Source organism: Mesorhizobium norvegicum, from assembly GCF_004919685.1.
GTDB classification, from domain to species: Bacteria; Pseudomonadota; Alphaproteobacteria; order Rhizobiales; family Rhizobiaceae; genus Mesorhizobium; species Mesorhizobium norvegicum.
Genome location: NZ_SMYZ01000039.1, coordinates 111,896 through 131,300, shown reverse-complemented (window position 1 = coordinate 131,300; position 19,405 = coordinate 111,896). Strand labels below are relative to the sequence as shown.

Genomic DNA, 19,405 nt, shown 5'->3' with positions numbered 1-19,405 from the left:
GGGAGTCCAGGACTCGCTATACAATAGAATTCGAGTAAGAATTTACACGGGGCACGTGTAGTCCCAGAAGGACTCGCCAGGGATGGGAACTACCGAGAATTCTCGGCAAGTTGGTGAGATGGCGGCGCGTGGGAAGGATTTCCGCGTGCGCGCCGGCTATGGCCGTTCACGAATTGCAAGGCATCTGTGGAAGACGACGGCGCTTACGACGCTGGCGCTCGGCCTTTCCGGCATGGCCGCCCATGGCGATCCGAACGGTCTATGGCAGCCGCAGATCCGCGCCATCATCGGCGCCGACAACAATGGCGGCAACGCCGCGCTCGAAGGCTTCATCCCGCTCAAGCAGACGGCCGAATCAGTGCTGTTTCTGGATGTCCGGGCCAAGCATGATTTCAAGGACAGTTTCGGCCAGGATGTCGGCCTCGGCATTCGCCGCATTGTCAACCCGGACCTGATGATCGGCGGCTACGCCTATCTCAACGTCGAAAACTACAACTCCAACCAGTTCACATCAGCCACGCTCGGCGCCGAAGCGATCACACCGCATTTCGACGCGCATGTGAACGTCTATCTGCCGATCAAGGGCGACTCGACCGATCACTCGGCGAGTTCCACCCTGTCGATGGTCGGCAACCAGCTGATCGAGCAGATCTCGGTCCTTGATCACCGCGACTACGCGGCATGGGGCATCGAAGGCGAGGTCGGCGCGCAGGTGCCGATCAACCTGCCCGACAAGCATTCGCTGCGCCTGGATATCGGCGGCTATCATTTCGAGGACCCGCACGGCAACGACCGCAGCGTCACCGGCGCCAAGGCCGGCTTCGAATACACGATTGGCGATGTCTTCGGCAGCGGCACCGAACTGGTGCTCGCCGGCGAGGTCCGCAACGACAATCGTGACGACACCCAATTCGCCGGCAGCGTGCGGCTGAACATCCCGTTCAATCCCGGCCATGGCTCGGACACGACCGGGGCCATCAGCGAGGCGGACCCGGTCTATCCAGTCAGCGAAGGCCTGCGCAAGCGCGTCAACGAACGGGTGCGCGGCGATGTCGGCGTCAGGATCCAGTCACAGACGCTGACCGGCGGTTCGGGGACGCGCGTGGCGATCAACGCCGCCACCAATGCGGCCTTCGGCAAATTCTATTTCGCCGACGGCGGCCTGGCCGGTGCGGGTACGCAGGCCGACCCGACGACGCTGGACGACGCCGTCACCAAGGCCGGCAGCGGCGGCTTTGTGGTGGCGCTTGGCGGCAACGGCAATCTGACGACCGGCGGCGTGACGCTCGCCAATGGCCAGACCGTCATTGGCGGCGGCGAAAACGTCACCGCCAAGCTTTTCGGCGGCGGCACCAGCACCTTCAACCTGGGCGGCAGCGACGGCACGATCCAGGGCACCAACGTCGCCAATCCCGTCATCCGGCTGGGCAACGGCAACACGCTGAACGGCATCACCATTACCGGCGGCGCCGACGGCATCCTCGGCAACAACATCACCGGCGCGACGCTGACCAATGTCACTGTCACCGGTGCCGGCGGCAACGGCGCCGACTTCACGGGCACTTCGACCGGTATCACCGGCTCCAATTTCACCGCCACCGGCAACGGCCTCGACGGCCTGCACATCGACGGCGACGGCACCTACAATTTCACCGGCACGACGTTGCTGCAGGGCAATCTCGACGACGGTCTCGATATCACGGGCAAGGGCACCTACACCTTCGCCATCATCAATGCGAAGGACAATGCCGACCGCGGCATAACCGTTCAGGGCACGCCGCCCGGCAGCGGCACGTTCACCACCACCGGCGGCACAGTATCGGGCAATGGCGGCATCGCCGTCTTCATCGATCCGATCACCGCGCATGTCGTGCTGGATTCGATCACCCAGACGGGCGGCACGTCGGGCGTCGTGCTCGAGAATGTTTCGGGCAGCTTCACCGTCAACGGTGCGACGACGATCTCGAACACGTCGGGACCGGCGATCGCCATTTCCGATTCGCCGGCGACGATCCGCTTCGGCGACATCAACGTCACCAATCCCGGCGCCGACGGTATCTCGTTTGCCGGCGTCAATGCGGCGGTGGCCGCCGGCAACATCGTCATTTCCGGACTGGGTGTCGGCACCGGCCTCGACTTCTCCGGAGCCAAGACCAATTTCACCGCGCAGTCGCTGAACATCACCGGCACCGGTGCGGCCGGCTCGATCGGCATCGATCTGACGTCGCCGAGCGCGGGCGGGGCAACGATCATCATCACCAATGGCGGTGTGATCGCCAATGTCGACACCGGCGTGCGCTTCGGCATAGCGGGGTCGCTGGCCAATTCGGCCAATGCCGAGTTCACCTTCGGTGGCGGCTCCATCGCCGGCATCACCGCTTCGCTCGACGCGCGCGGCCTAAACCAGACGCTCGGTCATTACGCCTTCGGCTCGACCACCTTCAGCGGTCCGCAGCTGTTCGACCCGCAGAATGTCATCTTCATCGGCTCGTCGGCGACAGGCAGCGGCGACGGCTCCTCGCTGGCGAACCTGGCGGCGGTCGGCACCGCTGATGGCATCACCGACAGCGACGCCATCTTCGTGCTGGTCAATGACGGCACGGCAATCGATGCCACGGGCGGCTTCTCGCTGAGCGCCGGCCAGACGCTGGCCTCGTTCGGCAACGGCCGCACCTTCTCGCTCGGCGGTGTTCCGGTGAACGTCACCGGCGACAATGTCGAGCATGACGTGCCCATCTCGGACGCCGGCGGCGCGGCGACGCTGACCAATTCCGGCGCCGGCGATGTCGTGACGCTGGCCAACAACAGCTCGCTGCTCGATTTCAACATCTCCGGCGGCGGCGGCAACGGCGTCCACGGCAGCGGCGTCAGCGCGGTGACGATCTCCGGCCTGTCCGTTTCGGGTGCAGGTCTGAACGGCGTGCTGTTCGACGGCACCAACAACGTTACCGGCAGCAACCTCAGCTCCAGCGGCAATGGCGGCGCGGGCCTGTCGATCCAGGGCGACGGCACCTACGCTTTCGGCGGCACGACGACGCTGTCGGACAACACAGGCGACGGCCTGCTGATCAACGGCAACGGAACCTATGGGTTCGGCACGCTCAATGCGGACGGCAATGGCGGCAGCGGCGTCAACGCGACCTCGACCGGCGCCGGCCACCTGTCGACGACGGGCGGGACGATCAGCAACAACACCACATCCGCCTTCTCGGCGACAAATATCGGGCTCGGCGTCACACTTGGAAGCATCGGTCAGGTCGGCGGCACGACCGGCGTCAGCCTTTCGGGCATCACCGGCAGCTTCAGCGTTACCGGCCCGACGACGATCGACAGCACCACGGGTGACGGGATCTCGATCAGCGGCAGCGCGGCGACGGTCGGGTTCAGCGGCGATGTGTTCGTCACCCAGGTGCTCGGCAACGGCATTGCGCTCAGCGGCAATAGCGGCGCCGTCAGCTTCGGCTATACGGAAATCGGTCTGCCGGGCCTCAACGGCATCGACGTCCAGGGTGTCAACGGCACGATCGGCTTCGGCAATATCTATATGGGCGGCGTCGAGGCCACCGGGCTCGACCTGTCGGGCAGCCGGTCGACCTTTACCGCCACTTCGCTCAACATCTTCGGCGGCGCTACGTCGACCGGCATCGATCTTTCCGGCACCACCGGCGGCTCGGTGACGATCGGCACCGGTGGCATTTCGACTGACACCGGCGCGCAGATGGGCACGCATGGCGCGGCCGGCACCACCGCCAACACGACGTTCTCGTTCGGCGCGGCCGGGGGTGCTTCGATATCAGGCACGACCGCATCGCTCGACATGCGCGGCCTGTCGCCAGGCAGCGGCACCTATGCCTTCAACACCACGGTGCTGAACGGTCCGCAGCTGTTCGACATCGCCAATGTCATCTACGTCGGTTCCGCCAATACGGGCCTCGGCGACGGCTCCAGCGTCAATGACCTGATCAATGCCACCGCGGCGGACGCGCTGGCGGCCCCTGCCAACACGATCTTCGTGCTGGTCAACAACGGGACCGGAAACATCGATACCGATGGCGACGGCTTTACGCTTGCCGACGGTCAGTCGATCGTGTCCTTCGCCAATGGCGCTTCCGTGGACCTGGGTTCGCCGCCCGCCAATGTCACCGGCACGAATGTCATCAGCGGCACGCAGGTGCAGGACGACCCCTTCGGCAATGGCGGCGCGACGCTCGACAATGCGGCCGGCAACACCATCGACCTGGCCAACGGCAACGCGGTCAAGAACCTTACCGTCAGCAGCTCCGGCTTTGCGATCGACGGAACGGGCAGCAATGGCGCGACGATCGACGGGGTGACGATCAGCGCCGCCACGATCGGCCTTAGGCTCGACGGCACCACCGGTACGGTCACGGCCAACAATCTGACCATCCAGAGTGCGAGTCTGACCGGTATCGCACTTATCAATTCGAGCGCGACCCTCAATTTCACCGGCAACACCAAGATCACGGGCGCCACCAGTGTCGCGCTGTTCGCCAACGATTTCGACGGCAGCGCCAGCTTCGACGATCTCGATATCACCGGCGGCGGCTATGGCGTCTCCATCCGCAATACTTCAAGTGGAACGCTGACCTTCGGCGCCGGCAGTTCCATCACCAACACCGGCAACGCCGCGTTCGATGTCGTCAACAGCTCGCCCAACGTCACCTACAGCGGCACCATCAACCAGGCCACTGCTGCAAGCGCGGTGCATATCTCCGGCATGACCGGCGGCACCGCCACCTTCGGCGGCAAGATCACCGCCAACACGGGTGCCGCCGCCGCGATCGACCTGAGCGGCAATACAGGCGCCACGATCAACTTCACCGGTGGGCTCGACCTCACCACCGACGGCGGCTTCGCTTTCAGCGCCATCAATGGCGGTACGCTGACGGTGACCGGCTCCAGCAATACCGTGGCGACCGGCCTCGGGCCGGATGAAAAGGGCATCCAGATCGCCGGCATGACGATCGGTGCGGCCGGGGTGAACTTCTCCAGCGTCACCGTGGATGGCTCGGGCGGCGGCGTTTCGACCGGCATCGCTATTTCCAACACCAGCGGCGGCAACGTCACCTTTGGTGGCGTCGACCTGTATCGCATCAGCGGCGTCGCCATCAGCCTCAACAATGTCGCCAGCGGCACCTACAGCTTCAACGGCACGACCAAGATCGACACCGTGGTGGGCGGAGGCCCCGGCTTCCTGGTTCAGAACAGCGCCGCGACCGTCAATGTCAGCAACCTCGTAACCACGAATATTGCCGGCTCCGATGTCAGCCTGACCAACAACACCGGCACGATCGGCATTGGTGGCACCATCACCAACAGCGGCACGGGCGACGGCGTCGTCGTCTCCGGCGGTAGCGCGACGATCACGGTTTCGGCCGGCATATCCAGTTCGGCAGGCACGCCAGGCGCGGCGGTCAAGGTCGATGGCACCACCGGTGGCTCGGTGGCCTTCAGCGGCAATGTCACCTCGACCGGCACCGGCAATCTTTTCGCGATCGGCTCGTCGCTGAACCCGGTCGGCGGTGCGATCAGCTTCACCGGCTCGACGCTGTCTGCGACGGGCGGTGGTAGCGCCGTCGTCGCCGGCCTTGCCGGCACCGCGACGCTGAACGTCACAGCTCCGCTGTCGATCACCAATGCCACGGCCACCGGCCTGTCCGTCGCCAATGTCGCCAGCACTGCATCAGCGACCTTCGGGGCGGTGACCGTGTCGGGTGCCACAGGCAATGGCATCGACATCACCAACAATGCCGGCGCCGTCACCTTCGGCACCACCAGCGTGACGATGGGCTCGACGGTCGGCCCGGCCGGCATCAACTTCGCCCTCACCAACGCCGACGTGACCTTCGGCACGACGAACGTGACGCTGGGCGCGGGCGCCAACCAGACCGGCATCGACTTCAGCGGCTCCTCGACGACGGCCGATTTCGGCCTGACGACAATCACCGGCACCGGCGACCTGACCTCGCGCGGCATCGACCTGTCGTCGACGACGGGCAACAAGGTCATCACCTTCCTGCGGGGCTCCGAGATCAAGACTGTCGGCATCGGCGTCGACCTGTCGTCCGGCCTCACCACGGCGACATCGGCCGACGCCACCTTCACCTTCGGCGACGGCGATTCGACCGATGGACTGCAATCCAAGATCACCATCACCGCGCTCGGCGGCTACACTGTCAACACCGTCGGCCTCGATCCGACGAAGGGCAGCTACGATTTCGACGACGTCTTCTTCACCGGCAGCGCCAATCTGGCCTCGGCGGCCGGTTCGGTCACCCTGGTCTCGCAGTCGGGTGGCTTCATTGCCGCTGGGACGACCGGCAATCTCAGCATGGGCGTCAACACCATTTCGCTCGCCGCCGCCGATGCGCTGACCGGCGCGCAGAATTTCGCCTTCGTCGGTACGATCGATCTCGGCGCCACCGCCTTCACGCTCGACTCAGGACAGACCATTGCCGGCTTCGGCAATGGCAGCGTCGTTTCGACCGGCACGATCCAGCCGGCCAATGTCCATGGCAATCTCGGCGCCACCGGCGGCAACATCACCGGCGACGAGGCCGTGGTCAGCGGCACGGCCAACCTCATGCAGCTGCTCGGCGACAATGCCGTGCGCAACACCGCCTTCGACTTCAGCGGTGCCACCGGTGCTGCCTTCCTCATCGACCAGAGCGCCGTCGGCTTCAGCAATGCCGGCGGCATCACCATCGAAGGCGTGACCATCAGCAATGTCGCGGTGGGCCAGACGGCGGTCAAGGTCGTCGGGCTGGACAGCAATCTGTCGGTCATCAACAACAACATCAACGTCGCCGGCACGCTGCTCGACGTCGATGGCGGCACCGGCACGATCTCGGTGTCGCGCGGCTTCCTGCCCAATGCCGGGCCTGCAGGCACGCTGACCGGCGGTGGCATCAACATCGCCAACCGCACCGGCGGCGCGGTGACCTTCACCGATCAGGTGACGATCAATGGCGGCGGCGTGGCGATTTCGGGCGGCAGCGGGGCGGCAGCGGTCAATTTCAACGGCGGCCTCGCCATCACCGCATCGACCGCCACCGGCCTCAGCCTTGCCGGGCTGAACAGCCTGACCGTTGCCGATGCCGGCACGACGACGATCGACGCGACCGGCCAGACGGCATTGTCGCTGCAGGGCACGGTCAACGCCAGCGGCGTCCACTTCGACAGTGTCACTTCGACCAACGCGGGCACACAGGGCGTGCTGATCAGCAGCGCCAGCGGCGGCGCGGTCGATCTCGACGCGGTCACCGTGACAACTTCCAACGGCGCCGGCATCGAAATCCTCAATTCGGCCGGCACCTACACATTCGGCAACACGACGATCGACAATTCGCAGTCGTTCGGCCGTGGCGTTAACATCGAGAATGCAGCCGGCGTCACGTCAGCCACCTTCGACGGCACGCTGGCGATCACCACCGCCACCGGCACCGGTTTGCGTGTCGTCGGCGGCGCCACGCCCGCTAACACGAGCGTGAGCTTCACGGGTGCCGGCATAAAGAACATCACCGCGCAGGCCGGCGAGGCCGTCGACATCACTTCTGCAAACGTCAACGGCACCTTGACCTCGACCAGCGCCACCTTCGGCGCCGGCCACGGCATCAATCTGCAGAATCTGACCGGCACGCTGAACCTTGGTGTCGGCACGCTGAACAACCTGGGTGCAGGCGCCGCTTTCAATGTCGGCTCGGGCGCCGTTCTCAGCGGCGGCAGTGCGGTCGTCTCCTATGCCGGCGCCATCGCCAGCAACGGCACGGGCGCCGCCGTCTCCATCCAGCAGCTGACCGGCGGCTCGGTGACGCTCTCAGGCAATTTGACCGATACGAACGCCGCCGGCGGCGGCCAGATCGTCGTGGCCAACATCAACAACGGCATCGCGGCCACCGTCACCTTCTCCGGCGCCACCAAGCAGATCCAGTCGGGTGCGACCGACGGCGTCAACCTGGTCAGCAACATTAATGGCACCATCGATTTCAGCAATGGTGGCCTGGCCATCAACACGACCAGCGGCATCGGTTTCATCGCTCAGGTCGGCGGCACGATCAGCGTGGGCGGCACCACCAACACGATCACGTCGACCGGGAACGCGCTCAGCCTCAACACCGTGACCGTTGGCAGCGGCATCAACTTCAACTCGGTTTCGACCAGCAGCGGCGTGGTCACCGGCATCGGGCTCACCAACGTCGCTTCGTCCGGCGGTGCCATCAATCTCGGCACGGTCAACCTGCAAGGCGTCAGCTCACGCGGTGTGGACGTCACCGGCACACTCGGCGCGGCGCTCAATTTCAACTCGCTGAGCATCGGCCTGGACAGCACCACGGCCGTGGCCTTCGACCTCAACGGCGCCACCATCAACGCGCCGATCACGGCCAACGATTTCGACGTCACCAACCCGGTAGGCGCCGGCACCTCGATCGGCATCGACCTGCGCGGCGCCACTGGCGGCCAGGTGGTGCGGCTCGGCGACGCCGTTGTCGGCGGCAACAGTTCGAGCATCACCGGCGTCAACACCGGCGTGTATCTCGACAGCGCCACCAATCTCGCCTTCACCTATGGTGACGGCGAAACGGCGACGGACCAGAATTCGACCATCGGCGCCGCTATCGGCATCGATGCCACCAGCGCGCCGGTTGCCGGCACCTACAATTTCCAGGATGTGTACTTCCAGTCGGCCCCCGGCCTCGGCTTCGGTGTCGGCAGGATCTATTTTGTCGGCGCGTCTCCAACCGGCGATGGCACCGGCCGCGACCAGAGCAATCTGGCGACGCTGACAACGGCGGAAGCGGCGTCCGGCGCAACCGATGTCCTGGTCCTCGTCAACAATGGCGGCACCATCACCGCGGCGGGCACCAATGTTGACAACACGCTGGTGCTTGACGCCAACGAGCAGGTGCGTGGCTTCGGCAATGGCAACATCAACCTGGCGATGTCGGTGCCGTCGACCATCCAACTCGCCAACAACAGCATCGCGATCGTCGACCAGACCCCGGACGGCGCGGCGACGCTGACGACGAGCGCCGGCAACAACGCCATCACGCTCGGCGCCAGCGGCAACATCATCGACGGCTTCATCCTCGACGGAAGCCCGGCAGGCGCCGCACGCGGCATCAAGGACAATGGCGGCGGTGCGTCCGGCACCATCATCAGCAACATGACGATCCGGAATTTCCTGACTGCTGGCGTCGAGATCACACCATCGACCAACACGACGATCGACCATGTGACGTTCGCCGGCAATGCCACGGACGTCATCGTCAACGCGCTCAACACCACCATCAGCAACGTCAGCAGCACAGGCGCCACCGGGATCGCCTTCGATATCCGCAACACGACCGGCACCACGACGCTGACCAACCTCAACGTCACCACGGCGTCGACCGGCACCGGCATCGTCTTCGGCGGTGGATCCGGCCCCCAGGGCACGATCACCGGCACCAATGTCGATGTCACGGGCGGCGCCGGCGGCGGGATCAAGGTTACCGGCGGCAACGCTGCCATCACGTTCGATGCGGCGAGCTTTGTCGGCGTCCCCGACACGTCGAGCGGCACGGCGGTCACGATAACGGGCCGCAGTGGCGGCAGCTTCGCCTTTGCCGGGTCGGTCGTGGCGAATGGCGGGGCGAGCGGCATCAGCGTTTCCGGCGCGACGGCGGCCAACACGGTCAGCTTCACCGGCGCGGTCGGTCTCGGCACGGTCACGACGCTGACCGGCACCGCGGTCTCGATCAACAACAACGGCACGGCTTCGACCGTCGGCTTCTCGAACCTCGGTATCGTCACCAGCGGCACGACGGGCTTCAGCGCCACCAACGCCGGCACGGTCAACGTGACGACGGGCACGGTGAGCTCCACCAACGCGCAGGCGGTGGACTTGTTGAACGTCGCAGCCGGTATAACCTTTACGTCGACCACGTCGACAGGTGGTGTCTATAACGTCAGCGCATCCAACGTCACTGGTACCGTCGCCCTTGGTTCCGGCGCGCTGAGCGGCGCCACGAGCGTTGCATTGATAGTGAACAGCGGAACGACCGCGGTCAGCTATTCCGGCAGCGTCACCAAAACGGACGGAACGGGCCTGGGCGTCGCCGTCGCCAACCGGCTTGCCGGGGCGGGTCTGGTTTCCTTGAGCGGCAATCTGACGGTGGACACCTCCAACACAGGCATAGCCATCGACAACAATGCCGGCGGCAGCGTGACGCTGTCGGGCGCGTCCAACAGCTTGACCGGCACCGGCACCGGCATAGCCATCACCAACAACACCGGGGGCACCTACACTGTCAGCGGCGCGAGCTACGACATCAACCTCACCGGTGCGGGCATTGGCGTCAACCTTGCGGGCAACAGCAGCCCGGTGACAATGAACTTCAGCGGCGGAGGGCTGAAGATCGCCACCGCCACCGGCACCGGCTTCAGCGCCACCGGCGCGGGTACGGTCAGCGTGACCGGCATAGGCAATTCCATCACGACGACGAGCGGCGTCGCGATGAACCTGCAAGGCATCACCGTCGCCGGCAGCGGCCTGAACTTCGCCTCGACCAACAAGGGCGCCGGCGGCACCAGCGCCGTGGTCATGAACGGCGTTGCCGGCACCGGGTCGGTCAACCTCGGCACCGGGTCGCTCATCGGCGGCATCGGTGCTACGATCTTCATCGGCGACGGTGCCGGCGGCGCCAACACCGGTGGCACGGCGGGCCTTATCTATGCGGGCGGCATCACCAGCGGAACCGGACGAGCCATCGACATCCAGGACCGCATGGCTGGCGCGCAGAACATAACCCTGTCGGGTAACATCTCGCACATTGTGTCGGGCCAGACCGGCATCTTCCTCGCCGACAACGCCGCCGGCACCATCACCTTCTCGGGTGGGACGAAGACGATCAGCTCGGTGAGTGCAACCGCTGTCAGCATCGCAAACACCGGCGCGAGCGTTGTCTTCAATGGCGGCGGCCTGAACATCAACACCACGTCGGGAACCGGCCTCGATATTTCCGGCACCGGCACGGCGACGATCAGCGGCGGCCTCAACACCGTCAACACTACAACCGGAACCGCCTTCGCCAATCTGGGCGGCAGCGCCACCATCACCAGCGACGCGGCGCTGACGACCAGCGGTGCGGGACGGGTGGTCGACATCCAGAACCGCACGGCCAACAACGTCACGCTGCTCGGCAATGTCATCAACATGGGACCCGGCGCGCTCGGCCTGCGCGTCCAGAACGTGACCGGCGGCACCATCACCTTCTCCGGCGCGAAGATGTTGACCACCGCCGCCAACACCGCCGTCAACTTGAACAGCAACACCGGCGGCACGATCGACTTCACCGGTGGCGGCATGACCATCAGCACCACCAGCGGCACCGGCTTCAGCGCCACCGGCGGCGGCACGGTGACGGTGCAGGGCATCGTCAACACGATCACGACCACCGGCGGCACGGCGCTCAATGTCGCCAACACGACGATCGGCGGCTCGGGCCTGACGTTCCAGAGCATTTCGGCGAATGGCGGCACCAACGGTATTGTGCTCAACAATACCGGCCTTGCCGCCGGCAATGGCGGGCTGACGGTCACCGGCACTGGCGTTACGGCAGGTTCCGGCGGCACAATCCAGAACACAGTGCAAGGCGCGCTGTTCACGTCGACGAAGAATCTCTCGCTGTCGAACATGAACTTCACCAATGCCAACAGCGGCAACGGCACGGTGAACAACATCGACACCGCGACATTCAACAGCGCGGCCATGGCCGCCATCAACATGAGCGGCGTGTCGACCGCGACCTTCACGAATCTCGCTGTCGTCGGCAATGGCGGCACCGGCGGCGCGCAGGTCGGCATCAACGGCCAGAACGTCTCGAACCTGACGATCGCCAACAGCACAGTCACCGGCTTCGGTGATAATGTAGGCGAGGGCAACGTCAAGCTCTGGAATCTCAGCGGCACCTCGGCGGTCACCAATTCGACATTCGGCTTCGTGCCTGGCGATGCAACGGGCGGCGAGAACCTGTTCGAAGTCCGCAACACCAGCGGCACGCTGACGCTGAATGTCACCGGCAGCACGTTCCAGAACACCAGGGATTCCGCCAACGGCTCCGGCGGAATCGCCATCACCACGACCGGTACCGCCACCGCGACCGTCAATGTCTCGAACAGCAACTTCCTCAACCTGAAGACTTCAGGCTTCGAAGGCTTCGCCAGGCAGACGTCGACGTTGAACGTCAACATCACCGACGGCGGCACTGTCGGCAACGGCAACACCTTCGACCCCACCGGCACCAATCAGCTTAGCCGCGCCATCGGGCTCAATGCGCAGGACACCGCGCATCTGACCTTCAACATCAACCGCAACAAGAAGATCTATGGCAGCGGCGGCCCGGTCATCAACATCTACGGCCAGGACAGCGCGAACATCCAGGGCCGCATCAACAACAATGGCGATATCCAGAACAACAACACCTCGGCGACTTCCGTTGGAGGTCCTATCTTCATCCACACCACCAGCACCGCTGCCACAGCCGTGGTCGAGATTATCGGCAACACCATCCTGAACAATGGCAGCAGTCCGTCCATCGAGGCCGATGTGGTCGGCCAAGGCGGAGCCAGTGACCACGGGACGATGGACATCACGATCAGGAACAACACGCTGACATTCGCGGGCAGGAACCTGACGGACAGCAACCTGTTCAATGATGGCATCTATCTGACCAGCGGCGCCAGCAACAGCGATGCTACCACTATGACCGCAAACGTGCAGGGCAACACCGTCACCGGCATAACCGGCCCCAGCGGCAATGTGGCGTTCGTCATTGGCAATTTCGGTGGACCCAGCGCCAACTTCTATCTCGAAGGATTTACGACCGACGTCGCGACCACGTGGAGCAGCAGAGGCAACACGCCTGGGGCCTCCGTGCTCGACAATGGAGGCGTCTTCGGGGCGATCCCGGCTGGCCACAATGGCGGAGCCACGATAACGCCGAGCAACCCGAACCAGTAATTGCCGCAATGTCTAGTTGCGCCGGTGTGTAGAACATTAGCGAAAGCGAATACTGAAATTTCTTGCCGGCAAAGCAAGTCGAAATCGCTGGACAGTTCCCTAGGGGAAGGATACTTTCAACTCCAAGCAAAATTGACGTTGGGGGGCGTAGATGGCCGAGCCTTTTCTCTCGGAAATCAGGATCATGTCGTTCGTCTTCGCGCCGAAAGGCTGGGCGCTTTGCAACGGGCAGCTCCTGCCAATCAACCAGAACCAGGCGCTGTTTGCGCTGCTCGGCACCACCTATGGCGGCGACGGCCAGACGAACTTTGCTCTTCCCGACATGCGCGGTCGCGTGCCGAACCACACCGGCGGTATCGGCCATTTCCTCGGTGAGCGAGGCGGCGAACAGGCGCATACGCTCACCCTCGCAGAGATGCCGACCCATACGCATCCAGCAAATGCGTCCAACAATGCGGGATCGGCCCAGGTGCCGGGCGGCAATCTCGTGGCCAATTCCGCGCCAAACCTGCTCTATGGCCCGACGCAAAATCTCACCAATTTGCGGCCGGACACTGTCACTATTGTCGGAGGCAGCCAGGCACATCTCAACATGCAGCCGTTTTTGACATTGAGCTTCTGCATTGCCCTGCAGGGCCTCTTCCCCTCGCAAAACTGACGGAGACGCACCGTGGCACAGCCTTATGTTGGTGAGATCCGCATGTTTGCCGGCAATTTCGCGCCCGCCGGCTGGATGTTCTGCGACGGACAACTTCTACCGATCTCGGAAAACGAGACCTTGTTCAACCTGATCGGCACCACCTATGGCGGCGACGGGCAATCGACTTTCGCCTTGCCCGATCTGCGCGGCCGCCTTCCAATTCATCAGGGCAATGGCTTCACACTGTCCGAGACCGGCGGCGTCGAAGAAGTCACTCTGAACGTGAACCAGATGCCGGCGCACAGCCACCTCTTCATCGCGTCAAGCGATGTGGCGAATTCGCCTAATCCGGGCAGCAGCCTGATCGGCAGGTCGCCTCAGGTCAACATGTTCATCAACGCCGTCCCTTCGGTTCCGATGGCCCCGCAGTTTATCAACAGCGTTGGTGGAAATCAGCCGCACAGCAATTTCCAGCCTTATTTGTGCGTGGATTTCATCATCTCGCTCTTCGGGATTTTCCCGTCACCGACTTAAGAGGACGTCATGGCCGATCCGTTCATCGCCGAAATCCGGATTTTCCCGTTCAATTTCGCGCCCAAGGGCTGGGCGTTCTGCGATGGGCAAATCCTGCCGCTTTCACAGAACACCGCTTTGTTTTCGCTGCTTGGCACCACCTATGGCGGCGACGGCAAATCGAACTTTGCCCTGCCGGATATGCAGGGCAACGCGCCCATGCATCCCGGCCAGGGCCCCGGTCTTTCACAGCACTATCTCGGCGAGCCTGGCGGTTCGGAGACGGTTACTCTGCTGGAGAGTGAAATGCCGTCGCATCCGCATTCTGTCTTGAGTGTACCAGGCAATTTCGCCGCCAATACGAACGTCCCCACCAACACTGCGATTGGCAAGACATCTCAGGGAAATATCTACACGCCTGCCGCAAATCAGGTGGCCTTGTCGAACCAGGCCATCGCTCCCGCCGGCAACGGCCAGCCGCACAACAACATGATGCCGTACATCACCTTGAGCTTCTGCATCGCGCTGCAAGGCGTCTTCCCGCCAAGAACCTGAATTCCGAGCCAACACGCAGGATCGATACAATGGCCAAGAAAGCAGCATCAGAGTCGACCGCGCCAGGCAGCGCAGCCAAGAAGACGGCCGCGAGCGCCACGGCCACGTCGCCGACCGCGCCCGTCTTCCAGAGCATGCCGGCCGGCGCGCCGTTCTTCGAACTGTCGCGGCTGATGGTGGTGGCCATCGATTCGTCGGCCGGGCGCCTGATCCAGAAGGCGCAGACCGCGCCGAACGGACCGTGGCCCGCGGCCTGGTCGATCATCGCTCCCGGCACCTATGTGCAGATGACGGCCGGCATCACCAAGGACGGAAGGGTGGCCGTCGTCGCGCAGCTGTCAGGCAGCCCCAATCTGTTCTTCATCACCGAAGACGCCAACCAGATCGGCCCGATCGACAAATGGACCGCGCCGATGAACATCGGCGCGCCGGCCGGCGCCGCCAGCTACTACAGTTTTTCGATGGCGCGCGATGTCGATGGCCGCATCGAACTCTTTGTCCTCGACAACCAGGCGCGCATCTGGTGGATCTACCAGAACCCTGACCAGGTGGTGCAGGTGCAGAAAACGATCACGCCGCCCGGCACCTCCACGCCGATCGTCGTCACCGTCGAGGAACGCGTTCCGCCTGCCAAGATGTGGAGCGACTGGCTGCAGATTCCCGGCGGGCTGGTGTCGATTTCGGCGATACGCCAGGCCGATGGGACCATTGCGCTGTTCGGCATCAATTCGGCGGCCAATCTCTATCGCTGCCAGCAGAATAAGGCGCAGGCGCTGAAGGTTGCCGACTGGACGGGCTGGGTGCAGATCGACACTTCAGGCACCGGTGGGTTCACCGTCATGGCGCCGGTTGTCGGTCCGCTGGGTGCCACCAATCTGTTCGCCTTGACGAAGAGCGGCCAGGTTCTGCACACGCGCCAGAAGCCTGCCGGAACCGCCACATGGACGCCTTGGGCAACCACCGGCTACAGCAGGGTCGGCAAATATACGCTGGCTTCCGGCATCGAGGGCAATGGCGACATCATGCTTGTCGCGTCCGACCAGCAGCACGTTCACTCGTTCAACGCCCAGTACGACGCTGCCACGCAGAACTGGTCGGGCTGGCGCGATTTCAACGCCTCCGGCTCCAACACGCGACTGATGCTCGATTACAATGCCGACGGCCGCCTCGCCGTGTTCAGCCTGTTGAGCGGTGCCGCCGGCAACAGCAACTCGCTGTGGACGCTGTCGCAGATGAACATCGACAGCACCGAGTGGGAGTATTCCTGGGTGTCGCTTGCCGACAGCAACGTCAACCAGGCCATCGTGGTGCGCGACCTGACCCCGCCGGTCTGACGTCAGGCAGCGTGGCAGAAGTAAAGCAGGCACATCCCTGTTCAGTGTGGGCCCGGTCTGATAAGGCCGGGCTCGGCTTCCGTGCGGCGACAGCGGCCGATATGCCCTTCCTGTCGCGGCTCTATGCCTCGACGCGCATGGATGAACTCGCCGTGACGTCGTGGACCGACGCGCAGAAGGCTGACTTCCTCGACATGCAGTTCCAGGCGCAGCACGCGCATTACAGAAAACACTATCCCGAGGCCGACTGGCTGGTTGTGGAACGCGATAGCGAAGACATTGGCCGGCTCTATGTCGAGCGTTGGCCGAGCCAACACCGCATCATCGACATCGCTTTCCTGCCGGAACATCGCCGCAAGGGCTATGGCAGGGCGCTGCTGCGCGACCTCATCGACGAGGCATGGTTAGCCGGCAAATCGGCCTCGATCCACGTCGAGAAGCACAATCCGGCGAGGCGGCTCTATGTCGAGCTCGGCTTCGCGGTTCTCGAGGACAAGGGCGTCTACGATTTGATGGCCTGTGCGCCGCGGGCGGATGACGATCTATGATCGTCGGAACCAATTTGCTGCGCCATGGCGGCATTCTCAACGGTCATCGTTTGCGCCGCCCCTCACCTGCCTGCCGGCATCCTCTCCCCGTAAACGGGGCGAGGGACGCTGTCACGGCCGATTTCGCCAATCTCCAGCGCAGCAAGAAAGGCGCCGGCGTCGCGGCCAGCCACTCTCGCCCCGTTTACGGGGAGAGATGTCCGGCAGGACAGTGAGGGGCTGCGCCGACGGCAAAGATTGTCGCATTGGGCCCTGTCACAATGCGGTAGGCCTGCATGCAGCCCAAAACCGGGCGCTAATTGAACACCGCCTCGTAAAGCCGCCCCGTTGCATCGGCCGCGACCGGCACGACGAAGATCTCGTGGGTGCCGCTCTTGCCGGTGAAAAGATAGGTCGCCTGCGGCAGCGCGATTTCGCGCGGGCCCCTGAATAGCAGCGAGAAGCCGCCGCCCGGGCGCGGGCTGGCGACGATGGGGTTGACCGCGCTCAGCTCGAGCGGGATCTGCTGGCCCCCGGCTTCGATGGTGAAGGTCTGCCCCTGTTCGAAATCCGATACCGACGCCATGCCATCAGCCTCAATTTGTCCACTGCCGGCGGCACTGTCGCCGCTTCGCCGTAAGCTGTCCAGAGGCGGGCAGGTTGCCGGGCCATGCCCGCAAGACAATTCGCCGCCGCAAACCCAAAATACAGCACCGCCTGTCCTTTTATGCGCGCAAGAGACGCTGTAGTACTTTGCTCCTGCGCGGGATTCCTTTCGATCCAAGATCAGCGCAAACAAGAACAGATCCCGGCTTCGGGACCATTGGCGGCCGGATCGGCTTGCGGGGAGACGGACGATGGCGGATGCAAAGACGGAAGCAGCAAGCGATGCGATGCCGCTGTTCTATTCCAGGCCGGAAGCGCTCAACCCGGCGCGGCACGGCTCGCTTGGCCTGACCGCCCGCAGCGATTTCGGCTTCGCCCGCTCGGCGCACGCCATTCCGGTGGTGGCGTCGGAAATGCCGGCGGCGATGCGCTCCTACCCGATCGTCTTCATCGGCGCGGCCAAGGCGCCGGTGATCATCACCGGCGTGCGCCAGGATGAGAACCTGTTCGTCGACGCCGACGGCAAATGGACCGGGCCGCACTACATCCCCGCCTATGTCCGCCGCTATCCCTTCATCCTGGCCGAAGACCCGAAGGCGCCCGGCCGGCTGACGCTGTGCGTCGACCGGGCCAGCGACCGCGTCGTCGACCAGTTGCTGGCGCCGTTCCGTGACGAAAAGATCGCGCCGTTCTTCAACGGCAGCGAGCCGACCGAAGCGACCAGGCAGGCGCTCGCCTTCTGCAACCAGTTCCAGATCGACTTCAACGCCACCCGCGCGATGATCGAGAAGATCGAGGCGCACGGCCTGTTTTCGCCGCGCCAGAGCAAGGTGACGCTGGAAGGCGGCGAAGTGCTCAACCTCACCGATTTCCAGGTGATCGACGAGCCGGCCTTCAACAAACTGAGCGACGAGGCGTTCCTCGACCTGCGCAAATCCGGCGCGCTCGGCATGCTCTACTGCCACCTCGCCTCGACCAACAGCTGGACCTCGCTGGTGCACCAGGCATCGTTGCGGAAGGCGGGGCTGCCGGCGGGCTGACTTCTCGCTGGCCCGCATGAGGTGAAAGACTTGAGGAGGCAGCTGCGGAAACCGCATGATCAAGCAGACACTCGACCCACAAAACATCATGAACCCGGCAAGATTTTGCCGGCGTGAGGGCAGAGCCGCTGATTGCCGATGTGACCTTACGATCAGTCACAGAGTATTCGTTTGGCAATGACCAACTTTAGGATACAGTGATAGTCCCATCATCGGGATCACTTGCAATCGTTTCACCTGAGGACTTTTTCTTGATCTGAACATAGTATTCTCCGGGCGAAGCGCCATATTCTGCTTTAACCTTGAAGTTAATTTCTGTTGAATACTCGACGGTTATTTCGTCATGGTATACCGATAGATAATCAGTGCCCTCTAAAGTGACTGCGTAAATAAATTTAATTACCAAGTCTTCTGGGTCGTCAAACCAACCTGGGGCCACCGTCACACCGACCGTGACCGGATCTTTGTCTCTTACAGCATTCCCTTCAGGTGTTTCGACACGTACTATCTCTGCTTTTGCCATGATCCATCTCCTTCGGCATTCTCAATTAACGATCGGAAACGCTAGTCCAAATCGCCGCGCCCCCCGCGGTTCATGGCGCCACCGGACCGTCCCATCGCACCGCCAGACCTGCCCATGGCGCCGCCGGATCGGCCCATCGCACCGCCGGATCTGCCCATTGCTCCACCCGATCGACCAAACGAACGCGGGTCCAGCTCTGCATTCAACAGGACATCTTCGAGCGTTCCGGTGTCGAGTTCCAGCCGCATTGTCAGATCACTCTTGTCGTAGACCCAGACCTGCATTCCGCGCGCAAACGAGCCTATCTGCGATGACAGTCCGGTATAGGCAGGGTCGCTTGGACCACGGCTCATGACCTTGAGATCGGTGGCCCCCGGGGCTGGATAATCAACGGCAGTGCCAGGCCCATGGACAAGAAGTATGGTCGGTCGGGCCAGCTCGTAGAACTGCGCCTCGAAGGTGAACGCATAGATCCTTGCCAGCAGGCTACCGGAGGCGTCGATCTGGTTCTGCAGGAATCTGTTGTTGCCAGGCCTTGGAGGCCGTCCCCCATCGATCCTCTTCTTAAGCTTCAAATCTTCAAGAACTCTACCGAACAAATGTATGGCCGAGGTACTTAGAATGGTTTCGGTTGTCATGGATCACC

Annotated in this window: 10 protein-coding genes; 7 read left to right on the top strand and 3 right to left on the bottom strand. The window is 63.5% G+C overall.

The genetic code is table 11. From position 1 onward, the window contains the following. Nucleotides 1–118 precede the first annotated feature (118 nt). The 6 genes from FCU66_RS16215 (at nucleotide 119) to FCU66_RS16190 (ending at nucleotide 16,611) form a co-directional block, all read left to right on the top strand. The gene (locus tag FCU66_RS16215) at nucleotides 119–13,021 is read left to right on the top strand and encodes a hypothetical protein (RefSeq protein ID WP_136616191.1); all 12,903 of its coding nucleotides are present in this window, start codon (nucleotides 119–121) and stop codon (nucleotides 13,019–13,021) included. Nucleotides 13,022–13,172: 151 nt separating this feature from the next. Then, the gene (locus FCU66_RS16210; protein WP_136616190.1) at nucleotides 13,173–13,679 is read left to right on the top strand and encodes a phage tail protein; all 507 of its coding nucleotides are present in this window, start codon (nucleotides 13,173–13,175) and stop codon (nucleotides 13,677–13,679) included. A gap of 12 nt (nucleotides 13,680–13,691) precedes the next feature. Next, nucleotides 13,692–14,195: a phage tail protein gene (locus FCU66_RS16205; protein WP_136616189.1), complete on the top strand. Its 504-nt coding sequence runs from the start codon at nucleotides 13,692–13,694 to the stop codon at nucleotides 14,193–14,195. Nucleotides 14,196–14,204: 9 nt separating this feature from the next. Beyond that, entirely contained in the window at nucleotides 14,205–14,729 is a 525-nt protein-coding gene (locus FCU66_RS16200; RefSeq protein ID WP_136616188.1) for a phage tail protein, read from the top strand. A 29-nt stretch (nucleotides 14,730–14,758) separates the two neighbouring features. Beyond that, nucleotides 14,759–16,063 (top strand): PLL family lectin, encoded by a 1,305-nt coding sequence (locus FCU66_RS16195; RefSeq protein WP_136616187.1) that lies wholly within the window; start codon nucleotides 14,759–14,761, stop codon nucleotides 16,061–16,063. An 11-nt stretch (nucleotides 16,064–16,074) separates the two neighbouring features. Next, nucleotides 16,075–16,611, top strand: coding sequence for a GNAT family N-acetyltransferase (locus FCU66_RS16190; RefSeq protein WP_246093918.1), 537 nt, complete (start codon nucleotides 16,075–16,077; stop codon nucleotides 16,609–16,611). A gap of 295 nt (nucleotides 16,612–16,906) precedes the next feature. Here FCU66_RS16190 and FCU66_RS16185 read toward each other — a convergent pair whose 3' ends face one another. Beyond that, the gene (locus FCU66_RS16185) at nucleotides 16,907–17,176 is read right to left on the bottom strand and encodes a DUF6916 family protein (RefSeq protein ID WP_136616186.1); all 270 of its coding nucleotides are present in this window, start codon (nucleotides 17,174–17,176) and stop codon (nucleotides 16,907–16,909) included. Between the two features lie 271 nt (nucleotides 17,177–17,447). Between FCU66_RS16185 and FCU66_RS16180 the strand changes: the two genes are divergently transcribed. Then, complete coding sequence (locus FCU66_RS16180; protein WP_136616185.1) at nucleotides 17,448–18,236, top strand: SapC family protein; 789 nt, start codon at nucleotides 17,448–17,450, stop codon at nucleotides 18,234–18,236. Nucleotides 18,237–18,423: 187 nt separating this feature from the next. Here FCU66_RS16180 and FCU66_RS16175 read toward each other — a convergent pair whose 3' ends face one another. Both FCU66_RS16175 and FCU66_RS16170 read right to left on the bottom strand, forming a co-directional pair. Further along, entirely contained in the window at nucleotides 18,424–18,759 is a 336-nt protein-coding gene (locus FCU66_RS16175) for a hypothetical protein (RefSeq protein ID WP_136616184.1), read from the bottom strand. Between the two features lie 41 nt (nucleotides 18,760–18,800). Further along, nucleotides 18,801–19,397 (bottom strand): hypothetical protein, encoded by a 597-nt coding sequence (locus FCU66_RS16170; protein WP_136616183.1) that lies wholly within the window; start codon nucleotides 19,395–19,397, stop codon nucleotides 18,801–18,803. Nucleotides 19,398–19,405 lie beyond the last annotated feature (8 nt).